At 58.9% G+C, this 22,098-nt stretch carries 16 protein-coding genes and 1 pseudogene; 11 read left to right on the top strand and 6 right to left on the bottom strand.

All coding sequences use genetic code 11. The features are described from left to right. Positions 1 to 32: 32 nt before the first annotated feature. The 4 genes from yidC to rpmH form a co-directional block, all read right to left on the bottom strand. The gene (yidC, locus tag BBA01S_RS07835) at positions 33 to 1,703 is read right to left on the bottom strand and encodes a membrane protein insertase YidC (protein ID WP_027815936.1); all 1,671 of its coding nucleotides are present in this window, start codon (positions 1,701 to 1,703) and stop codon (positions 33 to 35) included. A 30-nt stretch (positions 1,704 to 1,733) separates the two neighbouring features. Then, complete coding sequence (yidD, locus tag BBA01S_RS45805) at positions 1,734 to 1,964, bottom strand: membrane protein insertion efficiency factor YidD (protein WP_027815935.1); 231 nt, start codon at positions 1,962 to 1,964, stop codon at positions 1,734 to 1,736. Between the two features lie 107 nt (positions 1,965 to 2,071). Then, on the bottom strand, positions 2,072 to 2,533 hold the full coding sequence (rnpA, locus tag BBA01S_RS07825; protein WP_042296480.1) for a ribonuclease P protein component: 462 nt from the start codon (positions 2,531 to 2,533) through the stop codon (positions 2,072 to 2,074). A gap of 87 nt (positions 2,534 to 2,620) precedes the next feature. Further along, positions 2,621 to 2,755 (bottom strand): 50S ribosomal protein L34, encoded by a 135-nt coding sequence (rpmH, locus tag BBA01S_RS07820; RefSeq protein WP_004198824.1) that lies wholly within the window; start codon positions 2,753 to 2,755, stop codon positions 2,621 to 2,623. Positions 2,756 to 3,211: 456 nt separating this feature from the next. Between rpmH and dnaA the strand changes: the two genes are divergently transcribed. The 5 genes and pseudogenes from dnaA to BBA01S_RS40510 all read left to right on the top strand — a co-directional run bounded on the left by dnaA (position 3,212) and on the right by BBA01S_RS40510 (position 11,140). Then, on the top strand, positions 3,212 to 4,837 hold the full coding sequence (dnaA, locus tag BBA01S_RS07815; RefSeq protein WP_027815933.1) for a chromosomal replication initiator protein DnaA: 1,626 nt from the start codon (positions 3,212 to 3,214) through the stop codon (positions 4,835 to 4,837). Between the two features lie 311 nt (positions 4,838 to 5,148). Then, positions 5,149 to 6,252, top strand: a complete 1,104-nt coding sequence (gene dnaN, locus BBA01S_RS07810; RefSeq protein ID WP_027815932.1) for a DNA polymerase III subunit beta — start codon at positions 5,149 to 5,151, stop codon at positions 6,250 to 6,252. Between the two features lie 114 nt (positions 6,253 to 6,366). Beyond that, positions 6,367 to 8,838, top strand: coding sequence for a DNA topoisomerase (ATP-hydrolyzing) subunit B (gyrB, locus tag BBA01S_RS07805; RefSeq protein WP_027815931.1), 2,472 nt, complete (start codon positions 6,367 to 6,369; stop codon positions 8,836 to 8,838). A gap of 243 nt (positions 8,839 to 9,081) precedes the next feature. Then, positions 9,082 to 9,246: pseudogene (locus BBA01S_RS07800) on the top strand (integrase); the annotation flags it as partial. Positions 9,247 to 9,298: 52 nt separating this feature from the next. Next, complete coding sequence (locus BBA01S_RS40510; protein WP_322787814.1) at positions 9,299 to 11,140, top strand: TIGR04141 family sporadically distributed protein; 1,842 nt, start codon at positions 9,299 to 9,301, stop codon at positions 11,138 to 11,140. 152 nt (positions 11,141 to 11,292) lie between these two features. Here BBA01S_RS40510 and BBA01S_RS48030 read toward each other — a convergent pair whose 3' ends face one another. Both BBA01S_RS48030 and BBA01S_RS48025 read right to left on the bottom strand, forming a co-directional pair. Further along, positions 11,293 to 11,556 (bottom strand): hypothetical protein, encoded by a 264-nt coding sequence (locus tag BBA01S_RS48030; RefSeq protein ID WP_042296338.1) that lies wholly within the window; start codon positions 11,554 to 11,556, stop codon positions 11,293 to 11,295. Further along, positions 11,553 to 11,672, bottom strand: a complete 120-nt coding sequence (locus BBA01S_RS48025; RefSeq protein WP_245641443.1) for a hypothetical protein — start codon at positions 11,670 to 11,672, stop codon at positions 11,553 to 11,555. The genes BBA01S_RS48030 and BBA01S_RS48025 overlap by 4 nt, the downstream gene beginning before the upstream one ends. A gap of 778 nt (positions 11,673 to 12,450) precedes the next feature. Here BBA01S_RS48025 and BBA01S_RS07785 point away from each other — a divergent pair. From BBA01S_RS07785 to BBA01S_RS07760, 6 genes are all read left to right on the top strand, one after another. Continuing rightward, positions 12,451 to 13,944 (top strand): sigma-54 interaction domain-containing protein, encoded by a 1,494-nt coding sequence (locus BBA01S_RS07785; protein ID WP_027815929.1) that lies wholly within the window; start codon positions 12,451 to 12,453, stop codon positions 13,942 to 13,944. Between the two features lie 66 nt (positions 13,945 to 14,010). Beyond that, positions 14,011 to 16,272 (top strand): type I restriction endonuclease subunit R, encoded by a 2,262-nt coding sequence (locus BBA01S_RS07780; protein WP_027815928.1) that lies wholly within the window; start codon positions 14,011 to 14,013, stop codon positions 16,270 to 16,272. Between the two features lie 25 nt (positions 16,273 to 16,297). Beyond that, positions 16,298 to 17,941 (top strand): type I restriction-modification system subunit M, encoded by a 1,644-nt coding sequence (locus tag BBA01S_RS07775; RefSeq protein WP_027815927.1) that lies wholly within the window; start codon positions 16,298 to 16,300, stop codon positions 17,939 to 17,941. Continuing rightward, positions 17,938 to 19,236, top strand: a complete 1,299-nt coding sequence (locus tag BBA01S_RS46740; protein ID WP_156965888.1) for a restriction endonuclease subunit S domain-containing protein — start codon at positions 17,938 to 17,940, stop codon at positions 19,234 to 19,236. Before BBA01S_RS07775 ends, BBA01S_RS46740 begins: the two co-directional genes overlap by 4 nt. After that, the gene (locus tag BBA01S_RS07765) at positions 19,233 to 20,969 is read left to right on the top strand and encodes an AAA family ATPase (protein ID WP_027815925.1); all 1,737 of its coding nucleotides are present in this window, start codon (positions 19,233 to 19,235) and stop codon (positions 20,967 to 20,969) included. Before BBA01S_RS46740 ends, BBA01S_RS07765 begins: the two co-directional genes overlap by 4 nt. Further along, complete coding sequence (locus BBA01S_RS07760) at positions 20,962 to 21,891, top strand: hypothetical protein (protein ID WP_027815924.1); 930 nt, start codon at positions 20,962 to 20,964, stop codon at positions 21,889 to 21,891. Before BBA01S_RS07765 ends, BBA01S_RS07760 begins: the two co-directional genes overlap by 8 nt. Positions 21,892 to 22,098: the final 207 nt, after the last annotated feature.

The raw sequence follows: 22,098 nt of genomic DNA, 5'->3' as shown, positions 1-22,098 counted from the left end.
ATCCAACCCCGCCTTCGCCAGAAGCTGCGCAGTTACGCGGCTTCCTTTTCCTTCTTCTTGCCCTTGCCCATCATGCGCGTGATGTAGTACTGCTGCGCGATCGAGAGCACGTTGTTCACGACGTAGTACAGCACCAGACCTGCCGGGAAGAAGAAGAACATGACCGAGAACGCGATCGGCATGAACATCATCATCTTGGCCTGGACGGGATCCGGCGGCGTCGGGTTCAGACGCGTCTGCAGGAACATCGAGACGGCCATCAGCACCGGCAGGATGAAGAACGGATCCTGCTGTGAAAGGTCGTGAATCCAGAGAATCCACGGCGCGCCGCGCATTTCCACCGACGACAGCAGCACCCAGTACAGCGAGATGAACACCGGAATCTGGATCACCACCGGCAGACAGCCGCCGAACGGATTCACCTTCTCGGTCTTGTAGAGCTCCATGAGCGCCGCGTTCATCTTCTGCGGGTCGCTCTTGAAGCGCTCACGAAGCGCCTGCATGCGCGGCGTGATTTCCTTCATGCGCGCCATCGACTTGTAGCTCGCAGCCGACAGCGGGAAGAACACCGCCTTGATGAGCAGCGTGAGCAGAACGATTGCCCAGCCCCAGTTGCCCACATAGCCGTGGATCTTCTCAAGCAGCCAGAACAGCGGCTTGGCGATGATCGTCACCCAGCCATAGTCCTTCACGAGTTCCAGGCCCGGTGCGATGCCTTCGAGCATGCGCTCTTCTTCCGGGCCGGCGAACAGGCGCGCCTGCACGTTGTCGGTCGCACCCGGAGCGATCGTGCCGAGCGGCTGCTTCACGCCAACGCGATACAGCGAGTTGTCGAACTTCTCGACGTAGATGTCACGCTTGACGCCTTGCTGCGGAATCCACGCGGTCGCGAAGTAATGCTGCACCATCGCGACCCAGCCGTTGTCGGCCTGGTTCACGAAATCGGCCTTGTTCTTGTCGATGTCGCTAAACGAGATCTTCTGGAAGTGATGCTCGTTCGAGTACACCGCCGGGCCGATGAAGGTGTGCGAGAAGCGCGGCGTTTCCACCGGCTCGCTGTCACGCACCAGCTCCATGTAGAGCGTCGGCGAAACCGGCGTGCTGCCCAGGTTCTGCACCTTCGTATCGACGCCGATCACGTAGCTGCCCTTCGTGAACGTGTAGGTCTTGGTGACCTTCACGCCGCCCTTTTCGGGCGAATCGAGGCTGATCTGGAACGAACCGGCGTCGCCGCTCAGCTCGCGCGGACCGGGCGCTGCCGTGTAGACATCGTTGTGGTTCGGGAAGTCGCCACCGAGCAGACCCGTACGTGCGAGGTACGTGTGGTCCTTGGTGTGATCGAACAGCGTGATGTACTGGTCGGGCTGCTTGCCGTCGCCTTCCTTCACGAGCGAGAGCTTCGTGAGCGTGCCGCCGCGCGTGTCGATCTCACCGTCGTAGACGTCGGTGTGGAAGTGCACGAGCTGGGCCGTGGCTTCGGCGGGTTGCGCCGTGCCGGTCGGCGCCTGGCCTGCGGCCGCGGCCGGCAGGTCGGAAGCGGCGTCAGGCGCGCTTGCGCCCGCGGCGCCGCTGGCGGCAGTCTGCGTTTGCGTCGCGCTCGGGAAGAACATCGACTGACGTCCGTGGTCGCGCTGCCAGTTGTCGTACAGCATGACCGCTGACATGAAGAAGATGACCCATAGGACGGTGCGTTTGATATCCATGCGTTGTCTCAGTGTCGATGGAATGGCGCATCAGCGCTTATTCGGGGATGCAGGCGGGACCGGATCGACGCCACCCGCCGAAAACGGATGGCAGCGGCACAGCCGCCGGGCGGCGAGGTAAGTCCCGCGCGCGGCGCCATGATACTGGATTGCCTCGCGTGCGTAATCCGAACAGGAAGGGTAAAAACGGCAGCGGTTGCCGAGATAGGGACTCACGGCAAGCTTGTAGAAACGCAGTAAAGCGATCAGTACCGTTTGCATGGCGTGGCGGCCGGAGTGCGCCGCGTGGAAAGACGGACAACGTGCCGCACCCGCGTGGACTGCGGATGTGGCGTGCGCGGCGCAAACATGCGGTTCGCGCGCTGCGCTCATGAAGCGTCGGGCGCGGCCGGCACTGCATTGCGCTTGGCGACCTCACGTGCCGCTTTTTCGAGCAAATACTCGATTTCGGTGCGGCACAGCGTCTTGAGCGGCGGCGACGAGGCGCCCGGCATGGCCTTGCGGTCGAATTTCGTATGCAGGCGCAGCAGCAGGTCGAAACCTTCGAACTGCGCGCGACGCACGCGAAACGCTTCGCGGGCAATGCGGCGCACCAGGTTGCGCGTGACCGCGCGCGGCGCGTACTTCTTGCCGATCACGAGCCCGAGCCGTGCTTCCTGACCCGTGTGCCGGCCGTACACGACGAAGTGCGCGGCGCGGCGCCAGGGGCGCAAACGAAAAACGGATGAGAACTCATCCGTTTTCAGTAGCCTTGCGGCCTTCGGGAAAGCGGCCTGCGTTCGCAGCGAGGCGGCGCACACATCGTCCGCTTTGCCCGATTGTTCCGGCAATTCCGGCTGTTCCGGCAGTGTCACGTCAGGCTCGCTATCGTCGATCGTGAAGATAGCGAAGCTATCGACAACACTGGGAAGCGTCGCTTAGATCGCGAGGCGCTTGCGACCCTTCGCACGGCGTGCGTTGATCACTTTGCGGCCACCGGCGGTCTTCATGCGCACGCGAAAGCCGTGGGTGCGCTTGCGACGGGTAACGGAAGGTTGGTAAGTACGTTTCATGTTGCTCTCACTTGTTGAGAAATGACCGCGGCGAGCATCGCGGAAAAAAGCAATGGCCGGTGGTACAAGGGATTGGTTTTCGCGGAACCCGCTATTTAATCCCGTTTTTCTTTGGTCGTCAATAGCTTAGGCCATCGAAGCGCGCGATTTCGCCCAGGTTCGACCCTGGCGACGCCGTGCTGAGTCCTTGCAGCGACCAGGTTGTGCGGATGGGGCACGAACACTCGACGCGTTGATCCGTCCCTGTGGATAACTCCCAGGCCAGGAGAAATCGGCGTTAGAATCTCGCCTATCCCAAGAATCCTGCATGCCGCTCCGGCCCGCCTGCTTGCCGCAAACCCTTTGCCGCGCGGGCTTCCGGAGCATTTGCCGTCGCCCCGTCAGGGCCCCGTTGCATTTGTGCGACACGCGCGGCGCGGCCGCAATGCCTGCAAACAAAACGACCACAGCAACTCGATGAATGAATTCTGGCAACACTGTTCCGCACTACTGGAGCGCGAGCTGACGCCCCAGCAGTACGTGACGTGGATCAAACCGTTGGCCCCGGTTGCCTTCGACGCTGCGGCGAATACGCTGCAGATAGCCGCACCCAACCGTTTCAAGCTGGACTGGGTCAAGAGCCAGTTCTCGGGCCGCATCACCGACATGGCGCGCGACTTCTGGCAGACCCCGGTCGACGTGCAGTTCGTCCTCGATCCGAAGGCGGGCATGCGCGCGCCCATCGCGGCTGCGCCTGCCGCACCGCGCGCGCCACTGGCCAGCGCGCCGGCCATGCAGTCCGCGCCGGTCGTCGAACCCGCATTCCAGGCAGCTCCCGCGTATCAGGCACCCCAGCAAGCAAACGTAGTGAGCCCGGCTGGCCCGGGTTCGGCAGCGCTGGCCGCTGCCCAGCTGGCGCAGGCCAATGCCGCGGCGGCCGCCGCCGCACGTGACGACGCCGCCGACCTCGACCTGCCGAGCCTCGACGCCAACGAAGCCGCCGCAGGCCGCCGCAGCTGGCGTCCGGGTCAAAGCGCGGCCGCAGCGGCCGCGAGCGGCGGCGAGCCGGATCCGACCTACGAGCGCTCCAAGCTCAACCCCGTGCTCACGTTCGACAATTTCGTGACGGGTAAGGCGAACCAGCTTGCGCGCGCGGCGGCGATCCAGGTCGCGGACAACCCCGGCATCTCGTACAACCCGCTGTTCCTGTACGGCGGCGTGGGCCTCGGCAAGACCCACTTGATCCACGCGATCGGCAATCAGCTGCTGGTGGACAAGCCGGGTGCGCGCATCCGTTACATCCACGCCGAACAATACGTGTCCGACGTGGTGAAGGCGTACCAGCGCAAGGCGTTCGACGACTTCAAGCGCTACTACCACTCGCTCGACCTGCTGCTGATCGACGATATTCAGTTCTTCTCGGGCAAGTCGCGCACGCAGGAAGAGTTCTTCTACGCGTTCGAGGCGCTGGTCGCCAACAAGGCGCAGGTCATCATCACGAGCGATACGTACCCGAAGGAAATTTCGGGGATCGACGACCGCCTGATCTCGCGCTTCGACTCCGGCCTGACCGTGGCGATCGAGCCGCCCGAGCTGGAAATGCGCGTCGCGATCCTGATGCGCAAGGCGCAGTCGGAAGGCGTGAGCCTGAACGAAGACGTGGCGTTTTTCGTCGCCAAGCATCTGCGCTCGAACGTGCGCGAGCTGGAAGGCGCACTGCGCAAGATCCTCGCGTACTCGAAGTTCCATGGCCGCGAGATCTCGATCGAGCTGACCAAGGAAGCGCTCAAGGACTTGCTGACGGTGCAGAACCGCCAGATTTCGGTGGAAAACATCCAGAAAACGGTGGCCGACTTCTACAGCATCAAGGTCGCCGACATGTACTCGAAGAAGCGCCCCGCGAACATCGCGCGGCCGCGCCAGATCGCGATGTACCTGGCCAAGGAGCTGACGCAGAAGAGCCTGCCGGAAATCGGCGAGCTGTTCGGCGGGCGCGACCACACCACGGTGCTGCACGCGGTGCGCAAGATCGCCGACGAGCGCACCAAGGACGCCCAGCTCAACCACGAACTGCACGTGCTGGAGCAGACGCTCAAAGGCTGATTCAAAGGCTGATCGAGCCAGAAAGGGCCCGAACGCCCTGGCTGGCAAGCCTGAAACAAACAGTGAAATGCGCGGGTGCCCCGGCGGTCTGGCTGCCGGGGCACTGTTTATTTCCCGGATCGCCCCCAATTTAGGGAAGTGGTCGGTTTTCAGGCACAATATGGGTTTAACCGCGGGCGGCCGGGCCGCCTGCGGAATTCACGCCGTGGCCTGCGCCGCAGGGCGGCGCCGGGGCAGGACACCACGTGTCGTCACGCAGGGTGCCGGCCCCGGACGGGATGCGCAGACCGCTACATCAACGAAGGAACTCTATGCAACTGGTCAAGACCGAACGCGATAACCTGCTGAGGCCGCTGCAAACGGTGAGCGGCATTGTCGAACGCCGCCACACGTTGCCGATCCTCGCCAATCTGCTGATCACCAAAAACGGGCCCGACGTCTCGTTCCTGTCGACCGACCTCGAGTTGCAGATCACCACGACCGCCGATTTCGGCGTCGGCAACGACCAGGTGGCCACCACCGTCGCCGCGCGCAAGCTGCTGGACATCCTGCGCGCGATGCCTGACGGCCAGGTCACGCTCACGCTCGCCGACAAGCGCCTCACGGTGCAGTCTGGCAAGAGCCGCTTCGCCCTGCAAACGCTCGCCGCGGACGAGTTCCCCACGGTGGCGCAGGCCAAGGACTTCGGCGCGAATCTCGCAGTGCCGCAGAAGACCTTCCGCCAGTTGCTCGGCATGGTGTACTTCGCCATGGCGCAGCAGGACATCCGTTACTACCTGAACGGCATGCTGCTCGTCGTGGACGGCGACCAACTGATGGCAGTCGCCACCGACGGTCACCGCCTCGCGTTCTCGTCGATGAAGATTGAAGGCTCGTTCGCGCGCCAGGAAGTCATCATTCCGCGCAAGACCATCCTCGAACTCCAGCGTCTGCTCGAAGACATCGACGACACGCTGAAGATCGACATTGGCTCGACGCAGGTGAAGTTCACGTTCGGCCAGGTCGAGCTGGTGTCGAAGCTCGTCGAAGGCAAGTTCCCCGACTTCCAGCGCGTGATTCCGAAGGCGCACAAGAACACCTTCGAAATCGGCCGCGAAGAACTGCAACGCTCGCTGCAACGCGCGGCGATTCTGACGTCCGACAAGTTCAAGGGCGTGCGCTGCATCATCGAGCCGGGCCAGCTCAAGATCATGTCGACCAACGCCGACCAGGAAGAGGCGCAGGAAGAGCTGGAAATCGCCTACCAGGGCGACACCATCGACATCGGGTTCAACGTCACGTATCTGCTCGACGTCCTCGCGAACCTGAAGGTCGACACGCTGCAAGTGAGCCTTGGCGACGCCAGCTCCAGCGCGCTCATCACGATTCCCGAGAACGAGGAATTCAAGTACGTCGTGATGCCGATGCGCATTTAAAAAGCGCGACAGAAGAAGAACACCAGGGGGCGCTGAGCCCCTTTGGCGTTTTTATGGCTTTTCGAAAAAGTCTAGAGCAGTAACACAGGCAGTACGCAGAACCGGAAAAAATCCATGACTGATACGAACAACTCGCAACCCGACAACAGCTATGGCGCCTCGTCCATCCAGATCCTCGAAGGACTGGAAGCCGTGCGCAAGCGGCCCGGGATGTACATCGGCGACACGTCGGACGGCACCGGTCTGCACCATCTCGTCTTCGAAGTGCTGGACAACTCGATCGACGAAGCGCTCGCTGGCTACTGTAACGACATCCACGTGGTGATCCACGCGGACAACTCCATCTCGATCACGGACAACGGCCGGGGCATTCCCACCGACGTGAAGATGGACGACAAGCACGATCCGAAGCGCAGCGCCGCCGAAATCGTGATGACCGAGCTGCACGCAGGCGGCAAGTTCGACCAGAACAGCTACAAGGTGTCGGGCGGCCTGCACGGCGTGGGCGTGTCGTGCGTGAACGCACTCTCCAGCTTCCTGCGCCTGACCGTGCGCCGCAACGGCAAGAAGCACTTCATGGAATTCCACCGTGGCGTGGCGCAGAACCGCATCCTTGAAGAGCGCGACGGCGTGACGGTCTCGCCGATGCAAGTGCTGGGCGACACGGAAAACCGTGGCACCGAAGTGCACTTCATGGCCGATGAAACCATCTTCGGCAGCGTCGAATACCACTACGACATTCTCGCCAAGCGTATCCGCGAACTCTCGTTCCTGAACAACGGCGTGCGTATCCGCCTGACCGACCAGCGTTCGGGCAAGGAAGACGATTTCGCGTTTGCGGGCGGCGTGAAGGGCTTTGTCGAGTACATCAACAAGGCCAAGACCGTCCTGCACCCGAACATCTTCTACATCTCGGGCGAGAAGGACGGCGTGGGCGTCGAAGTCGCGATGCAGTGGAACGACAGCTACAACGAAAGCGTGCTGTGCTTCACCAACAACATCCCGCAGCGCGACGGCGGCACTCACCTGACGGGTCTGCGCGCGGCGATGACGCGCGTGATCAACAAGTACATCGCCGACAACGAAATCGCCAAGAAGGCCAAGGTCGAAACCTCGGGCGACGACATGCGCGAAGGCCTGTCGTGCGTGCTGTCCGTGAAGGTGCCGGAGCCGAAGTTCAGCTCGCAGACCAAGGACAAGCTGGTGTCGTCGGAAGTGCGCGCGCCGGTGGAAGAAGTCGTGGCGAAGGCACTCGAAGAATTCCTGCTGGAAACGCCGAACGACGCCAAGACCATTTGCAGCAAGATCGTCGATGCCGCGCGTGCGCGCGACGCTGCGCGTAAAGCGCGCGAAATGACGCGCCGCAAGGGCGTGCTCGACGGCGTGGGCCTGCCGGGCAAGCTCGCGGACTGCCAGGAAAAGGATCCGGCGAAGTCCGAAGTCTATATCGTCGAGGGTGACTCGGCAGGCGGTTCAGCCAAGCAAGGCCGCGACCGCAAGTTCCAGGCAATCCTGCCGCTGCGCGGCAAGGTGCTGAACGTCGAGAAGGCGCGTTACGACAAGCTGCTGTCTTCCGAGCAGATCGTCACGCTGATTACCGCGCTGGGCTGCGGTATCGGCAAGGAAGACTACAACCTCGAGAAGCTGCGTTATCACCGCATCATCATCATGACCGACGCGGACGTGGACGGCGCGCACATCCGCACGCTGCTGCTCACGTTCTTCTATCGCCAGATGCCCGAGATGATCGAGCGCGGCTACGTGTATATCGCGCAGCCGCCGCTGTACAAGCTCAAGGCGGGCAAGGACGAGCGTTACCTGAAGGACGACGCCGACCTGAACGCGCACATGCTGCGCCTCGCGCTGAACGGCTCGGAACTCGTGCCGAGCGAAGGCGCAACGCCGATCTCCGGCGACGCGCTGGGCGAGCTTGCCCGCTCGTATCAGCTCGCGCGTGGCGTGGTGGATCGTCTCTCGCGTCTGTATGACGTGCGTGCGCTCGAAGCGATCATGGACGGCGTGGCGATCGACCTGTCGAGCGAAGAGTCGACCGCGGCTTCGGCGCGTGCGCTCGAAGCGCAACTGCGCGACGATCCGCTCAAGCCGGAAGTGTCGGTCGTGCCGATGTACGATTCGGTGCGCGAGCAACGTTCGCTGCGCGTGGAGCGCACTCATCACGGCAACGTGAAGGTGTCGGTCATCGACGAGGAGTTCCAGCTCACCGCCGATTATCAGCAACTCGTGAATACGGCCAATACGTTCAAGGGCTTGATCGGCAAGAACGCCATCATCAAGCGCGGCGAGCGCAGCATGGCGGTGAACGACTTCAAGAGCGCGATGAAGTGGCTGATTGCCGACACGGAGCGTAACGTTTCGAAGCAGCGTTATAAGGGTCTCGGCGAGATGAACCCCGAGCAGCTTTGGGAAACGACGATGGATCCGGCTGTGCGACGTTTGCTGCGCGTACAGATCGAAGATGCGATTGCTGCTGACGGTATCTTCACGACGCTGATGGGCGACGATGTCGAACCGCGTCGCGCGTTTATTGAAAGCAATGCGCTGCGTGCGGGGAATATTGACGTTTAAGCGTCGGTGTAGCCGTAGGGCGCCAGAGTAAATGCGACTGGCGCCACAGATTTGCGACTGGGCGACGAAGTTGATGCGACTGACCTACCCGTCGAGCGCCGCGGTTTATGAGAGCTCAGCTGCGGAATCATAATCCGCCGGTCCGGGGTTCGAATCCCTGATTCGCCACCAAATCAGCGCAGAGGCCCGTGTTCTCATGAACACGGGCCTTTTGCCTTGTGCACGCGGTGAGCCATCCGCCCGATGCACAAGTTGCCGCATCTTTATCAGAACCGCTTCGGCGTCTACTACCTCCGCATCATTCGCAACGGCCAGGAAGCCAAAAGGTCGCTGCGCACCAAAAACTTCGTCCAAGCTAGAATTTACGCGCTCGCCTTCAACTTTGAGATCGCGATGGGCAGCCCGAACGCGGCGGATTTAAGCGCCATGTTGCGGACCCGATTCCATTGATGGCTCGGCTATGCCAGCGGCGTCTTCGCAACGCATAGACCTGCGTCGACACGAATTTATTGACGCATTCCGACACCAAGCGCAATCTCGTGTTTCGTCGGCAGTCCGAGAGCAAAATCCCTGCCGCGAAGCCAAAAATAACTCGCTGGCGGGGTTAGGAATGAGAGAGCGCGGAACCAAGAAAGAGCGTCTCAGCATATATTTGGTGAAGGACGCTAAACTCGCTGACGACCAAATTATCAAAACCGATCAGGCGCAGCCAGCGATCGAGATAAAAATCGTATCCGGCGAGGCCACGCTCTATGTCAAAGATCCGCCTCCGCCGAGAATCCCCGAATGGGTCGATTTCTTGTTCTCCAATCAAGAGCGACCCGAGGGCTATTTTCGCGGCAATCGATCCGAAGGGGCAGTTCTGGTGTTCCGGCAAAATGATGCGGTTTTCGCGCTGACCTTCGGAATGGGATATCACCTGCTCAATCTCAACACGGTCGAGCGGGATTTTGGCTTGAGAGTCACGCTCAACTCCGTCAACCCGGACAAGCTGCGCAGCTTGGACAAAGCAAGCTACGAAGCCAATCCGCTCAACACGAGAAGCCAAAGCCCCAGAGACGTCGACATTTTCGATCTGAGGATGGACACCGAAAGCGACATGGTCTACGCGCTGACTGGCGTCTCGGAGGTCGCCGCTTTCGGGGAGCACGTGACAGGCCGCGACGCGCTGACCATCATGCCGGAAGCGCAGCTTCACGATCTCCCTACAATTCTCGACGAAGCGTTGGCTCGCTACCAACAGAAGCCGCCGGCAAAGTTTGCGTGGATCGAGGACGTTAATCGCGTGCGGAATCCGGACGATTTGGTGATTTTGGAGATGGAGCTCGATCAGTTGCTCCGCCAAGATCCGCCGCCGCCGAATGTTTGGCTCGGCGAACCTGAAATCGTGGATTGGGAAACTCAAACCGGCTATTCCTTTGACCGACGAGCCAGGACTCCCCGGCATCAGACACTAGAACTCGACCACTTGCTGGCCTATATGGCCGATCACGGGGTAACCCCAAGCTCGCAAAGCTTTCGAGACCAGACGGTGCATGTGAACGATGCCAACGACACATCCGTAAAGCAATGGTCGGCTTATCAGTGCCTTTATGCGGAAATACTGGACGGCGGGAAGGTCTATATCCTGCGCAACGGGGTCTGGCACGCGGTGAGCGACAACTTCGTCGCTCGGGTGGACGAGGCGCTGAAAAATCTCGAAATTGACGACAAGAAAATGCCCATTTACTCCCACGATGACGAGGGCGAATACAACGCCAGTTGCGCCAGCTCTGAATTCGGCTACGAGCTATTCGACTGCGACAATGTCTTTGTAGGCGGCCCATATGACAAGATTGAATTTTGCGATCTTCTCCGCGACGGACGCGACCTTATCCACGTGAAAATTTATCGCAGCTCCGCCACACTGAGCCACTTGTTCGCGCAAGGCCGCGTGTCAGCCGAGACGTTTTTAAAGCACGCCGACTTCCGCGTCCAGTTGAACACGAAATCGCCAGCGTCATTCAAGCGCACCGATCCCGCCTTGCGGCCGGACCCAAAAAACTACCGCGTCGTTTATGCCATCGCCACAACAAAGGACTTGCCGCATCAACTTCCGTTTTTCGCGAAAGTCGCTCTGAAAGGCGCGTTGTCGGAACTCGAGATGCTGGGCTTCGGCGTTGCAATCAACAAGATTGAAGTGGATGCCGCGCTCTTGAGAAAGGGGAAACTCAAAGCCATGGGCAAAGCGGCGCCCGCCGCCAGCAAGCGCGCAGCTTCGTCCGCCAAACGCCCCAACGTCCAACCGCCGGCAACACAGTGAGAGATCCACTGACCGCAGGCACGATTGGGGGTCAAGGGTGGGCGCAGCCGGCGAAGCGCACCCTTGACGCGCCGCCCGAGAGGACAATGACGAGAGGCCGAGGCTGCGCTTCTTCGCCCCGGCCTTGGAAGCCGCCTCGCCCTCGCTGCGCCTCACAGGCCCGGCCTCTTGCGCGGCGTCTTTGGCGCGGGCCGCAACGTCTCCGACAGATAGCGGCGTTCCGACTCCGCGAGCCGGGCGATCAGCGCCTCGTTTTGGCGCTTTAATTCATCCCTGTCCCTCGCCACCGGCGCGAACTCCGAGACCACGCGCAACGCGGCACGCCTCGCGTCCTCCGGCAAGTCCGCCAGAGCGGCGGCCACGTCCGCCGAATCCTCCTGCGCCTTGCCCCGATATTCGCCGAACAGGACGCTCATAGGCACCCGAAAAGCTCGGCGAACTGCTCGATGCGAAACAGGGTCGGCGTGATAGCCCCCGTTTCAATCCGAGACGCCGTCTCCTTCTCCAAGCCCAAGACGTCGCCGACGCGCACTTGTGTGTAGGGTGCATGCCTTGCAATAGGCTGGCCGAGTCGGGACGATGCACGCTACCTAAATGCTCCGTGCGACAGGCCGGCTCCGCAGTCCAGCGCAGGCATAGGGAAGCTGGTATCCCGACGTCACGCTGGGCTACGCGTATGCCGTTAAACAGGCTCGTCACAATGAAGGCAACGCACGAAGCATCGCGCACCGATAGCGCCAGCGATAAAGGCAGCAATGGCACCCATCGATTGCAACCGCCGAACTGTCGACCGAGAAGAAGAGGAAGGCCGCTGAAGCCGGCAAGCCACGACTAATCAACGTCATCACGTGTGTTGCTGTGGCTTGGCGAGGTGAAAGCCCTTGCCCGCCTCTATCAGCGATCTTGATCGGACTGTCGAGGCCGACCAAGGGAGGAGCCGCGAAGGCGGTACTTCCGAAAAAGTTGCGGATGAGGGGACACAAGTCCTCGACCGCTCGCTGCGCTATATCTGGATGTATTCCAGTGGCATGCAACTGTGCGTCTGAGCGAACATGGACTGGCACTGGTATCACGGCCGCGCGTGGGCGAAACAACGAATGGCTGAGTCAGTCGCAGCCACGGGAAATTAGGAACCGGGCAGTACCGCCGAAACGGGCAGGGAAACGGATGGCGTGGAGTACGCCGCGGCCTTAGTGGGGCATGCCCTCATTTTTGACCATCATAGTGGGGTCAAGAGGTTCAACAGTTATTCAACCGCCCATTCGCAAAGTATAATGTTTCTTATGCATCTATACAGAAAGTTCTAGTTCATGGCAATCCTGCTGACTTGGCTGGGCAATACTGACTTGCGCGCATCAGAAACGCCGTCCCTCGCTGAGCAAGGGCCAATCCTCAGTGCGGTCAAGTCGGTGCATATCGACGCGGTACATCTGCTGTCGGACCATCCCGCAACCAAGTCTCGTGCATACGCCAAATGGCTGGAAGCGCAATCAAACACTCCCGTAACGCTGCACCTCATCAAGTTAGCCGGTCCAACCAATCACGAGGAAATCTACCGAGCCGCAATTCAGATCGTGCAATCGGTGCGGGATACCTATCCGAGAGCCGAACTGGTGTTCCATCTGAGTCCGGGCACACCTGCAATGGCCGCCATTTGGCTCTTGTTGGCCAAGACGCGCTGCCCTGCCCGCCTCATCGAGTCCTCCAAGGAGCAGGGTGTCAAGGAGGTCAATATCCCGTTCGAGATGTCAGCCGAGTTTGTTCCTGTGGCGAAGGAAGCTGATGAAGTTCTGACAAGGCTCATGCAGGGGCTGCCGCCAGAATCGCCAGCTTTCACGGCCATCGTTCATCGTTGTGCGGCCATGAAGCGAACGGTTGTCATGGCCCATCGACTGGCGCTGCGCGACGTACCGGTGCTGATCCAGGGTGAGTCGGGCACTGGAAAAGAACTTTTTGCTCGAGCCATCCATCAGGCAAGTGCGCGCGGCAGTGGCACCTTCATTGCCGTCAACTGCGGCGCTATTCCGCAAGAGCTGATCGATGTCGAGCTCTTCGGGCATGAAAAGGGAGCTTTCACAGGCGCTACTGCAGCGCGTGCTGGTTATTTTGAGTCCGCCGACGGTGGCACACTGTTTCTGGATGAAGTCGGCGAGCTGCCGCTAGCCTCCCAGGTTCGGCTGCTGCGGGTTTTGCAGGAGCGCGAAGTCACGCGGGTGGGCGCAACCAAGTCGAAATCTGTCGATGTGCGCATCATTGCAGCGACCAACCGCACGCTTCCGATGGAAATCCTAGCTGGTCGCTTCCGGGAAGATCTCTTTCATCGCTTGGCGGTGGGCGTGTTGCTGCTCCCTCCGTTGCGTGAACGTGAAGGTGACCTTGGTTTGCTAATTGATTCGATGCTGGCGGCCATCAATGCGGAGGCTGCTTTCCAGCCTGGCTACAAGCATAAAAAATTGGATGGTTCCGCAAGAAATCTTCTTATTAGTCATTCGTGGCCCGGCAATGTGCGAGAGCTACACAACGCCTTGCTGCGAGCCAGTATTTGGGCATCGGGCGACAAGATCACCGGTGAAGATGTGGCAGCATCGCTTGCGGTTACCATACCCCCAAAGGGAGAGACATTGCTCGGGCGTTCCCTCGAACGGGGCATTTCCCTGCCGGACCTGATGGCAGAAGTGGCCCGCCATTACCTTGAACGGGCCATGGCGCACACCCATGGCAACAAGTCTGAGGCGGCTCGCCTGCTGGGCTTGGGAAGCTACCAAACTCTTAGCAACTGGCTACAGAAGCATGGGATTGGCTAACTGGCGCGCTTTTTGCGCATAATTCTGTCATCAGACAAGAAAATTTCATCATCACGGAGTATCAACTTGAATGCCCAGAACAACGAAGCGGACGCACGCATCCTGATCGATGATCAGTTGCGCGCTGCCGGTTGGAATCCGGCAGACAAGTCCCAGGTGCTCACTGAGATCAAGGTTAGCGGAAGCTCTTTTTTAGCCGAGCCAGGCACACTGGACTCCATACTTGGTCGACCTTACCGTAACACTATTCCCGACGGTCGTGCCGACTATGTGTTGTTGGATCAGCGCGGTCGCCCACTTGCCATCATTGAGGCAAAAAAGCGAGCCATTCAGCCGTACACCGCCAAGCAGCAAGCGTTGCCCTATGCCAAACAAATCGGTGCGCCGTTTATCTTCCTCACCAACGGCGATCTGATCTATTTCTGGGACTACCAGAACGACGACGCCCGTATCGTCAACTCCTTCTTCTCTCGGCGTGATATGGAGCGTTTGGTACACATGCGTGCCGAGCGCAAGCCACTGGCCACAGTGTCGATCCCAGATACCTACCAGCGCCAAGGCGAGACCCGCTCCCTACGTCCTTATCAGAAGGAGGCAATGCAGGTGCTCGACCGCACGGTCGAGCTGGGCAAACGCCGCTTCCTCATCGAGTTGCCCACTGGCTGTGGCAAAACCGATCTGATTGCACTCTACCTCAAACGACTCGTGCAGGCCGGACAAGCAGAGCGCGTGCTGTTTCTGGTCGACCGCGATCAGCTTGCCAAGCAAGCTATTGAGGCTATTCAAGATTTATTGCTTGGTTATTCCAGCTACTGGCTCAAGCCCGGCATGGTGCGGCAGGAAAAACAGGTCACGGTCTGCCTGCTGCAGACCATGATTGGCCGTTACCATGAGTTCACCAGCGGCTACTTCGATGTAGTCATAATGGACGAATGCCATCGCTCGATCTATGGCGCGTGGCAGGCAGCGCTGTCTCACTTCGATGCCCTGCACATCGGCCTCACTGCCACTCCTGCAATCTACATCGAGCGAAACACCTTCCAGTTTTATCACTGCAAGGACGACACGCCAGACTATTCGTATTCAATCCAGGACGCCTTCAAGAACGGCTTCCTTGTGCCCTACAAGTTCGCCACTGGCATCACTACATTGGTGTCTGAAGGCGCCAACATCGACGAGGAGCACTACGACCCCGCCGAGTTCGAGCGCAAATGGACCAATGAGGCAAGCAATCGGTTGATGATGGAGGAGTTCGACCGACTCGCCTGGCAAAACTATAAGGAGCTTGCGCCAGGACAAAAGAACGGACCAGGCAAGTCAGTGGTGTTTGCGATTACAAAGCATCATGCGGCGCGGCTAGCGCAATACTTGAACGAACTACATCCCGAGCACAAGGGCAGGTACGCTGAGGTCATCACATCCGACGTAGCCAATGCAGACGATCTGATTCGCCGCTTCAAGCAAGAAGAGCTGCCCATGGTTGCGGTTAGCGTGGGGATGCTCGATACGGGTTTTGATTGTCGAGAAGTGTTGCATCTCGTAATGTGCCGCCGAGTGCGCAGTCCGATCCTGTATCAGCAGATGCGCGGGCGTGGCACACGCACAGCGCCACACATCGGCAAAGAGAAGTTCGTCATTTACGACTTCTTCCGCAACCATGAGTACTTCAGTGACTCTGACACCGATGCCTTTTCTGGCAGCGGTACTGGCGGTCACACACCCAAGCCCAAGCAGCCCGGCGGCATGACCTCGCGCGAACTCATCGAGCTAGGTCTCGAAGACGAGTGGCTGGATGCTGTCCACTACATCGAAGTGGGGCCAGATGGGGAGCGCATCGATAAGCGAGACTACGTGACTGAGTGGGAAGCTACCGTCCAGCAGGAGGCTGAGGCCGACCCCGTCATCGCAAAGGTCAAAGCTGGCGATGCGCTGACGGAACAAGAAGAGATCCAGCTTGCTCAGCGCCTAAATCAGCCGCAGCGCTACTTCAACGAAGACAACCTGCGCCGTGCTTATCGCAATCCAGGCGGCAACTTGATGGACTTCATCCGAGCTGCTTTAGGCATGCTCAAGATTAAGAGCCGGGAGGAACGCGTGGAAGACAACTTCCGTGCCTGGCTCGTGGCAAAGAACCTCACTCCCGAGCAGGCGCAATACCTTGCGCTGCTCAAGAACCGTGGCTTGGTGAAAGGCAAGGTCTCACTTGATGACCTGTTCGCCCCACCGCTGTCCATACTCAATGCTGCCAACATCGGCATCGAATTGTTTGGCGAGCAGGGACTACGTAGCGTGTTGGACGAGATCAATCAATCCGTCTTGGTCGCGTGAGTCCAGACGAAACTAGGAAAGCAAAATGAATCAACAACTGCGGCGCAAGCTCGACCACATTACCAACATACTCTGGGCGGGTGGCGTTACCAATCCGGTCACCTACATTGAGCAAATCTCTTACCTCATTTTCCTAAAGCTGCTGGATGAGGAGGAGTCCGACCGCGAATTACGCGTCCGTCTCGGTGCAACCGGCGGCAACGCGGCTCTGTTGTACCCCGCACAATCCGAGCGCTACCGCTGGAGCCAATGGCGATTCAAGAGCGGGACCGAGTTGCGCGACTTCATCCGTGACGAGGTATTCCCCTACATGGCCTCGCTGGCCAAAGACGAGCCCGAGGTCGCGGAGTACTTCCGCGATGCCGTGCTAGAAATCGTTGATCCAAACGTTCTCAAGCAGGTAATCGACGAGTTGGATGGTTTCGAATTCCGTAAGCTCGGTCCCGATGTGAAGGGCGACATCTTCGAATACCTGTTGGTGCATCTGGGTGCCAGTTCACTCAACGGGCAGTTCCGCACCCCGCGCCAGATCCGAGCCTTCATGGTCGAGATGGTAGACCCGGATATCGGTGACTCGTTGTTTGACCCCGCCATGGGCACGGCTGGCTTCCTGATCGACGCCGTGGACTATCTATTGGCTAAGTATTCCGATCACGTCCATGAGTACCCGATTTATGGCGAGGATTGGCTGGAAAAAAAGGATAAGTCGCTGGCTGAATTGAAGGCAGAAATCCCGCGCCTGCAAACGTACCGCAAGGGGGCTGGTGAAAAGATTCCGGACTGGAGCCTGCTCGAGGCCTCGGTGTTCGGTACCGATGTGTCGCGCCAGATGCTGCGCATCAGCATGATGAATCTCGTGTTGCACGGTATTCGCCGAGCCAAGCTTAAGCGCGCCAACTCACTCTCCGACATGAGCGGGCTAACCGAAGACGATCTGCGCCGCCGCTACAAGGTCATCCTGGCCAACCCACCCTTTGCCGGTCAGTTGCCCAAGGATTCAATCCGATCAGACCTGCCTACTAATAGCAAGAAGAGCGAATTGCTGTTCTTGTCGCTGATGATGCAACACCTCGCTCCCGGTGGTCGCTGTGCAGTGGTGGTACCGGAAGGGCTGTTGTTCGGCTCCACAAACGCTCACGTGGAACTGCGCAAGAAGCTTGTGCACGACTTCGACCTACTAGCCGTGGTTAGCCTACCCGCAGGTGTATTCAAGCCGTATGCGGGCGTGAAAACTGCCGTGCTGGTATTCCGCAAGCCTGCATCTGAAGGTGCCAAACGACTGGACAAAGTCTGGTTTTACGAGATCCGTAACGATGGATACGATCCTGACAGGATTTCTGGCGGCGGCCGTGTGGAAACTCCCGAGAAGAACGACATCCCCGACCTGCTCACGCAGTGGAAGGTATATAAGGCCAGTGGATTTGTCATTCCACCCGGGCTGGAAGCAAATACCTTGCTGACGCATGGCAGCGAAGAACCCACCTGCTGGTGGACCACCCGCGAGAAATTGTTTGATGCCGACTACAACCTGGGAGCGAGCCAATGGAAACCGCGCGTTGCGGAAAGGACCAGCGAAGAAGATCCGCGTGATCTGGTGACCGAGGTGCTGGGTGATTACCGCGAGGTGGTGTTGGGGTTGGAGAAGTTGTTGGTGGAGTTGCCGCAATGACTTGGTTGACACCAACGATCGGCGACGTATGCCTGCCGACCCTTCAAGGCGATCCAGCACGAAATGGGCGTAAGTCTTTTCGCTACGTTGACATCGCCGGGATCGATCGGGACTCCAAGTCCATCTCACGTGCCGATGATGTGCCAAGTGATGATGCTCCTAGTCGCGCAAGGAAAATCATTGAGGCGTCAGACGTTCTGGTGTCGACGGTCAGACCGAATCTAAATGCGATCGCACTAGTTCCCGAAGGTCTAGATGGTGAAATTGCATCAACTGGCTTCACGGTTTTGCGTGCGAATCGACAGTTGCTCGATCCGAAGTACCTCTTTTATTGGGCACAAACCAAAGAGTTTATAGATTTTTTAACTGCGAACTCAACAGGAGCAAGTTATCCCGCCGTGACTGATGGGGTTGTCAAGCGTGCTCGCATTCTGCTAGCTACCCCGAGAGAACAATCCCGCATCGTTGAATTGCTCGACGAAGCTGCCCGTCTGCGTCGCCTACGCCGCGACGCGGACGCTAAGGCTGTGCGCATCCTGCCGGCCCTGTTCGTCAAGATGTTCGGAGATCCGGCATCGAATCCGATGGGATGGTCAGAAAAGCAACTGTCGCAAGTCATCAAGTCTGTTGACGCAGGATGGAGCGCATCAGGCGCTGGGCGACCGCGCGAGGGAATTGAGTACGGTGTCTTGAAGGTTAGCGCAGTCACAAGCGGTGTCTTTCGCCCAAAAGAAAATAAGGCTGTTATCGATACGGAGATCGATCGACCGCTGATTATCCCGAGGCGCGGCGATTTGTTGTTTAGTCGAGCGAATACGCGCGAACTCGTAGCAGCTAGTTGTATTGTTGAGGCGGACTATCAATACCTATTCTTACCTGACAAGTTGTGGCGGGTAGTACCTATTCCCGGCGAAGCGTCTGGAGTATTTCTCAAGGAGCTGTTTTGGCAAGATGGAATACGAGACAAATTTAGAGCGGCTTCGTCAGGTAGTAGTGGATCTATGCTGAATATCAGCAAAGAGGCGATGCTTAGGACCACGGCTCCTATACCCCCCTTTCACTTGCAGAAACATTTCGAGTCCTTGGCATGGTCAGTAGTGGCCGCCCTTAATCGCACCAAAGATGCGGCTGAAGGCATAGACTCGCTATGGTCGAGTTTGCTTCAACGCGCTTTCTCTGGGCAACTCACTGTCCGGTGGCGCGAGGCACACATGAAGGAACTACTAGTCGAGATGGCACACCAAGCCCATGCCCTGAATCTTCCGCTGCCGAAGGAACTGGAGGCCTTGCCATGAGCCGCCGCCTGCAGGCCCTGCGCGTAGCCAACTTCAAAGCTTTTGCCGACGCACAACGCATCCCGCTCAAGCCGATCACGCTGATTTTCGGCCCAAACAGTGCCGGCAAGTCTAGCTTCATCCACAGCCTTGCGCTGGCGCACGAGGCGCAGTTCGGCCGCGAAAAGCGCAGCCTTGCCCGTCTGGACGTGCATCACACCGATGTGGGCGGTAGTGCGATCGACCTCGGCGGTTTTCGCCAGTACGTGCACCGGGGTCAGTTGAACAAGCGAGTGGAATGGGGGGCCGAGCTGAAGGTCGCTGCGCTTGTCGCAGACAAGGACCAGCGGCTCGCGCAGCTCCTTGCACCCGTGAGCAGCGTGGCGCTGAACATCGCTCTCGGGATCGAGCTTGACGATCGGGACCGCCCCAAGCCGGGTACGGAGCCAAGGGTAGACTCTATCGAGATCACAAGCGATGGTGTGGAATTACTACGCATGAGTCGGCGCCCCACTGCGGTACGGCCCGATGCCAACGCGGGCCACCTTCGTTTAGATCGCCTCGCTAGCGACCATGTCGTGTTTCGGCATGTGCTCAAAGCTATCGTCGAAGCGCAGACAACCTCGGAAGAAATGCGCCCTGAAGATTTCGACGGCGCCAATGAAGCTATCGCCGCACTGCTGCCAGAGCTTGTGGTGCGCATCGATCAGTTCTTCCCGTCCGCAGTCGAATTACCCAAGAGCGACAGACCTGACATGGCGCCCGTCAGTATGTTGTTTCCGGTCAGCAAGGGCAACCGCAAGGAAGACATCGCACAAGCCGTGCGTTTCGTACTGCCGCGGACGCTCAATGACCTCATCAAGGGGCTAGCCGACGCGCTGGCTGGTGAGCTCAAGCACCTGCAATACCTAGGCCCGCTGCGCTCTTTCCCCCCACGCCATCTAGCCTTTGCCGAGCATGAAGACGCTAACTGGTACGCCGGCGGCGGTTACGCCTGGGACGTCGTGCGGCGCGACGATGTCGTGCGTGAAGCCGTGAATGGCTGGTTAGGGTCCAGTAAGTTGAAAACACCGTACAAGCTGGTAGTGCGCTCACTCGTAGCGCTGGACCAGTTGCAGGCGCCACTTGTAGAAGGCCTCGAGCGTTTGCAGGACGATGGACTCGACGTTGAGCATGAGGAGGAATCACGATACACCGCTGGTGGTGTCCGGCCTCTCATCAAAGATGTGGAAGCTGCAAGCAACGACTTGCTTAGTGCAGTGGACGCCTCTGACGCAGATCGTATCCGGGAGCTCGTGCTCGTCGATCAGCGTACCAACACGGTCGTCACCCACCGTGACGTTGGCATCGGCATATCTCAGGTGCTGCCGGTGTTAGTGATGGCTTATGGTTCACGTGAGAAGCTGCTGGCCATGGAGCAGCCCGAAATTCACCTGCATCCGGCACTTCAGGCCGAATTGGGGGACGTTTTTATCGAAGCCGCGCTGGGTGAGCGCAAGAACACTTTCATTCTTGAAACACACAGCGAGCATTTGATTCTGCGGCTAATGCGACGAATGCGCGAAACCTACCTGGGAAAGGAGACCGGTGTCCCACCAGTTACACCTGCAGACGTCTCGGTGTTGTACGTGGAGCCCGATGGCACACGAAGCATTGTTCGTGAAATGCCGCTCAATGAATTGGGAGAACTGGTCAAGTCATGGCCCGGGGGCTTTTTTGAAGAAGGTTTGAGGGAGCAATTCGGAGATGCTTGAAGAATACGTTATTGTTCCAGACGTCTTCGACCAAGCTGCATACTCCAACGCAGCCTTCATCGAGATGTGTCTGCCACATCTGAAAGAACCTTTGCTTCAAGAAGCGGTGGTTCGAGATTTGTACGATGGCGGCTGGAGCCAGTTCTGTATGACGAACTCAGGTAACCTGCATCGGCTTTGCAAAGAGATCGTCAAGAAGCTCGTACAGAACAATCGGCTGCGCCGTTTTCCACGCCAGGCTGGCGCTCTCCCTGGATCATCAGTTGACTGGTGCCAGGAGGGACTGAACACATCAGCACAAGATGTTCTGACCGGTGTTATTTCCAGCCACACCACTAAGCAGAGCTTCGCGCAGAAGAATGATGTTGCGTCGATTGAAAAGCTGACGGGTAGTTCGTGGTGGCAAAATCGCAGCCCTTCTGCCACAGTGGATCGCAAAACTGTCGAGTACCTGCGCGTGCTCCGTCGGGTCCTGTTGCAGGCCAATTCGCTGATGTTCATTGATCCGAATCTTGACCCTAGCAGTCACAACTATCGCGAGTTCATCCAGTTGTTTGCGCCGCTCACCGCTCGCACGGTCAAGCCCCGAATCGAGATTCATCGAAGCTTCTGCAAAGGCGATGGGCCTGCTCGGACGTTTCCCAACGAGGCCGACTGGAAGGTGGCCTACGCGTCATTTAGCAAGGATCTCGCCGCTCAGAATTTGACAGCAGATGTTTTTTTCTGGGATGATTTTCACGAGCGTTATCTCGTCACTGACGTCATTGGCATCAGCGTGCCAGCGGGGTTTGATGTCACTGCTAAGCCGAACGACTGGTCTACTTGGGGGCGTCTCGGCCGCGACGATAAGGACAAAATTCAACGCTTGTTCGACCCTGCTGCGCGGCAAGCTAGCCTGAAGTGGCACTTCACTATTGGTTGACCCTGTTGATGGGGAAACGAGCATCTACTTCTAGCCGCAGGACCGCGAATAGGCGGGACAAAGAATGGCAAGGGACGACCTACCCTCAGACCACAAAACCTCGCTCCCTTTTTGCATTTCTCTGACAACGGCACCACGAGCGACAGGCGCTTGTGCCGAGATTTCATCGGAATTCTCCTACCCATTTGTTCCCGTACTGTGGCTCGC

The organism is Paraburkholderia bannensis NBRC 103871, from assembly GCF_000685015.1.
GTDB lineage: Bacteria > Pseudomonadota > Gammaproteobacteria > Burkholderiales > Burkholderiaceae > Paraburkholderia > Paraburkholderia bannensis.
Note: the sequence above shows the minus strand (reverse complement) of the source record. Positions and strands in the feature narration are given on the sequence as shown.

Excerpts from the sequence above, each read along its gene's own strand:
- yidC (WP_027815936.1), bottom strand. The coding sequence starts at position 1,703 with ATGGATATCAAACGCACCGTCCTATGGGTCATCTTCTTCATGTCAGCG.
- yidD (WP_027815935.1), bottom strand. The coding sequence starts at position 1,964 with ATGCAAACGGTACTGATCGCTTTACTGCGTTTCTACAAGCTTGCCGTG.
- rpmH (WP_004198824.1), bottom strand. The coding sequence starts at position 2,755 with ATGAAACGTACTTACCAACCTTCCGTTACCCGTCGCAAGCGCACCCAC.
- dnaA (WP_027815933.1), top strand. The coding sequence starts at position 3,212 with ATGAATGAATTCTGGCAACACTGTTCCGCACTACTGGAGCGCGAGCTG.
- dnaN (WP_027815932.1), top strand. The coding sequence starts at position 5,149 with ATGCAACTGGTCAAGACCGAACGCGATAACCTGCTGAGGCCGCTGCAA.
- gyrB (WP_027815931.1), top strand. The coding sequence starts at position 6,367 with ATGACTGATACGAACAACTCGCAACCCGACAACAGCTATGGCGCCTCG.
- BBA01S_RS40510 (WP_322787814.1), top strand. The coding sequence starts at position 9,299 with ATGCCAGCGGCGTCTTCGCAACGCATAGACCTGCGTCGACACGAATTT.
- BBA01S_RS48030 (WP_042296338.1), bottom strand. The coding sequence starts at position 11,556 with ATGAGCGTCCTGTTCGGCGAATATCGGGGCAAGGCGCAGGAGGATTCG.
- BBA01S_RS07785 (WP_027815929.1), top strand. The coding sequence starts at position 12,451 with ATGGCAATCCTGCTGACTTGGCTGGGCAATACTGACTTGCGCGCATCA.
- BBA01S_RS07775 (WP_027815927.1), top strand. The coding sequence starts at position 16,298 with ATGAATCAACAACTGCGGCGCAAGCTCGACCACATTACCAACATACTC.
- BBA01S_RS46740 (WP_156965888.1), top strand. The coding sequence starts at position 17,938 with ATGACTTGGTTGACACCAACGATCGGCGACGTATGCCTGCCGACCCTT.
- BBA01S_RS07765 (WP_027815925.1), top strand. The coding sequence starts at position 19,233 with ATGAGCCGCCGCCTGCAGGCCCTGCGCGTAGCCAACTTCAAAGCTTTT.
- BBA01S_RS07760 (WP_027815924.1), top strand. The coding sequence starts at position 20,962 with ATGCTTGAAGAATACGTTATTGTTCCAGACGTCTTCGACCAAGCTGCA.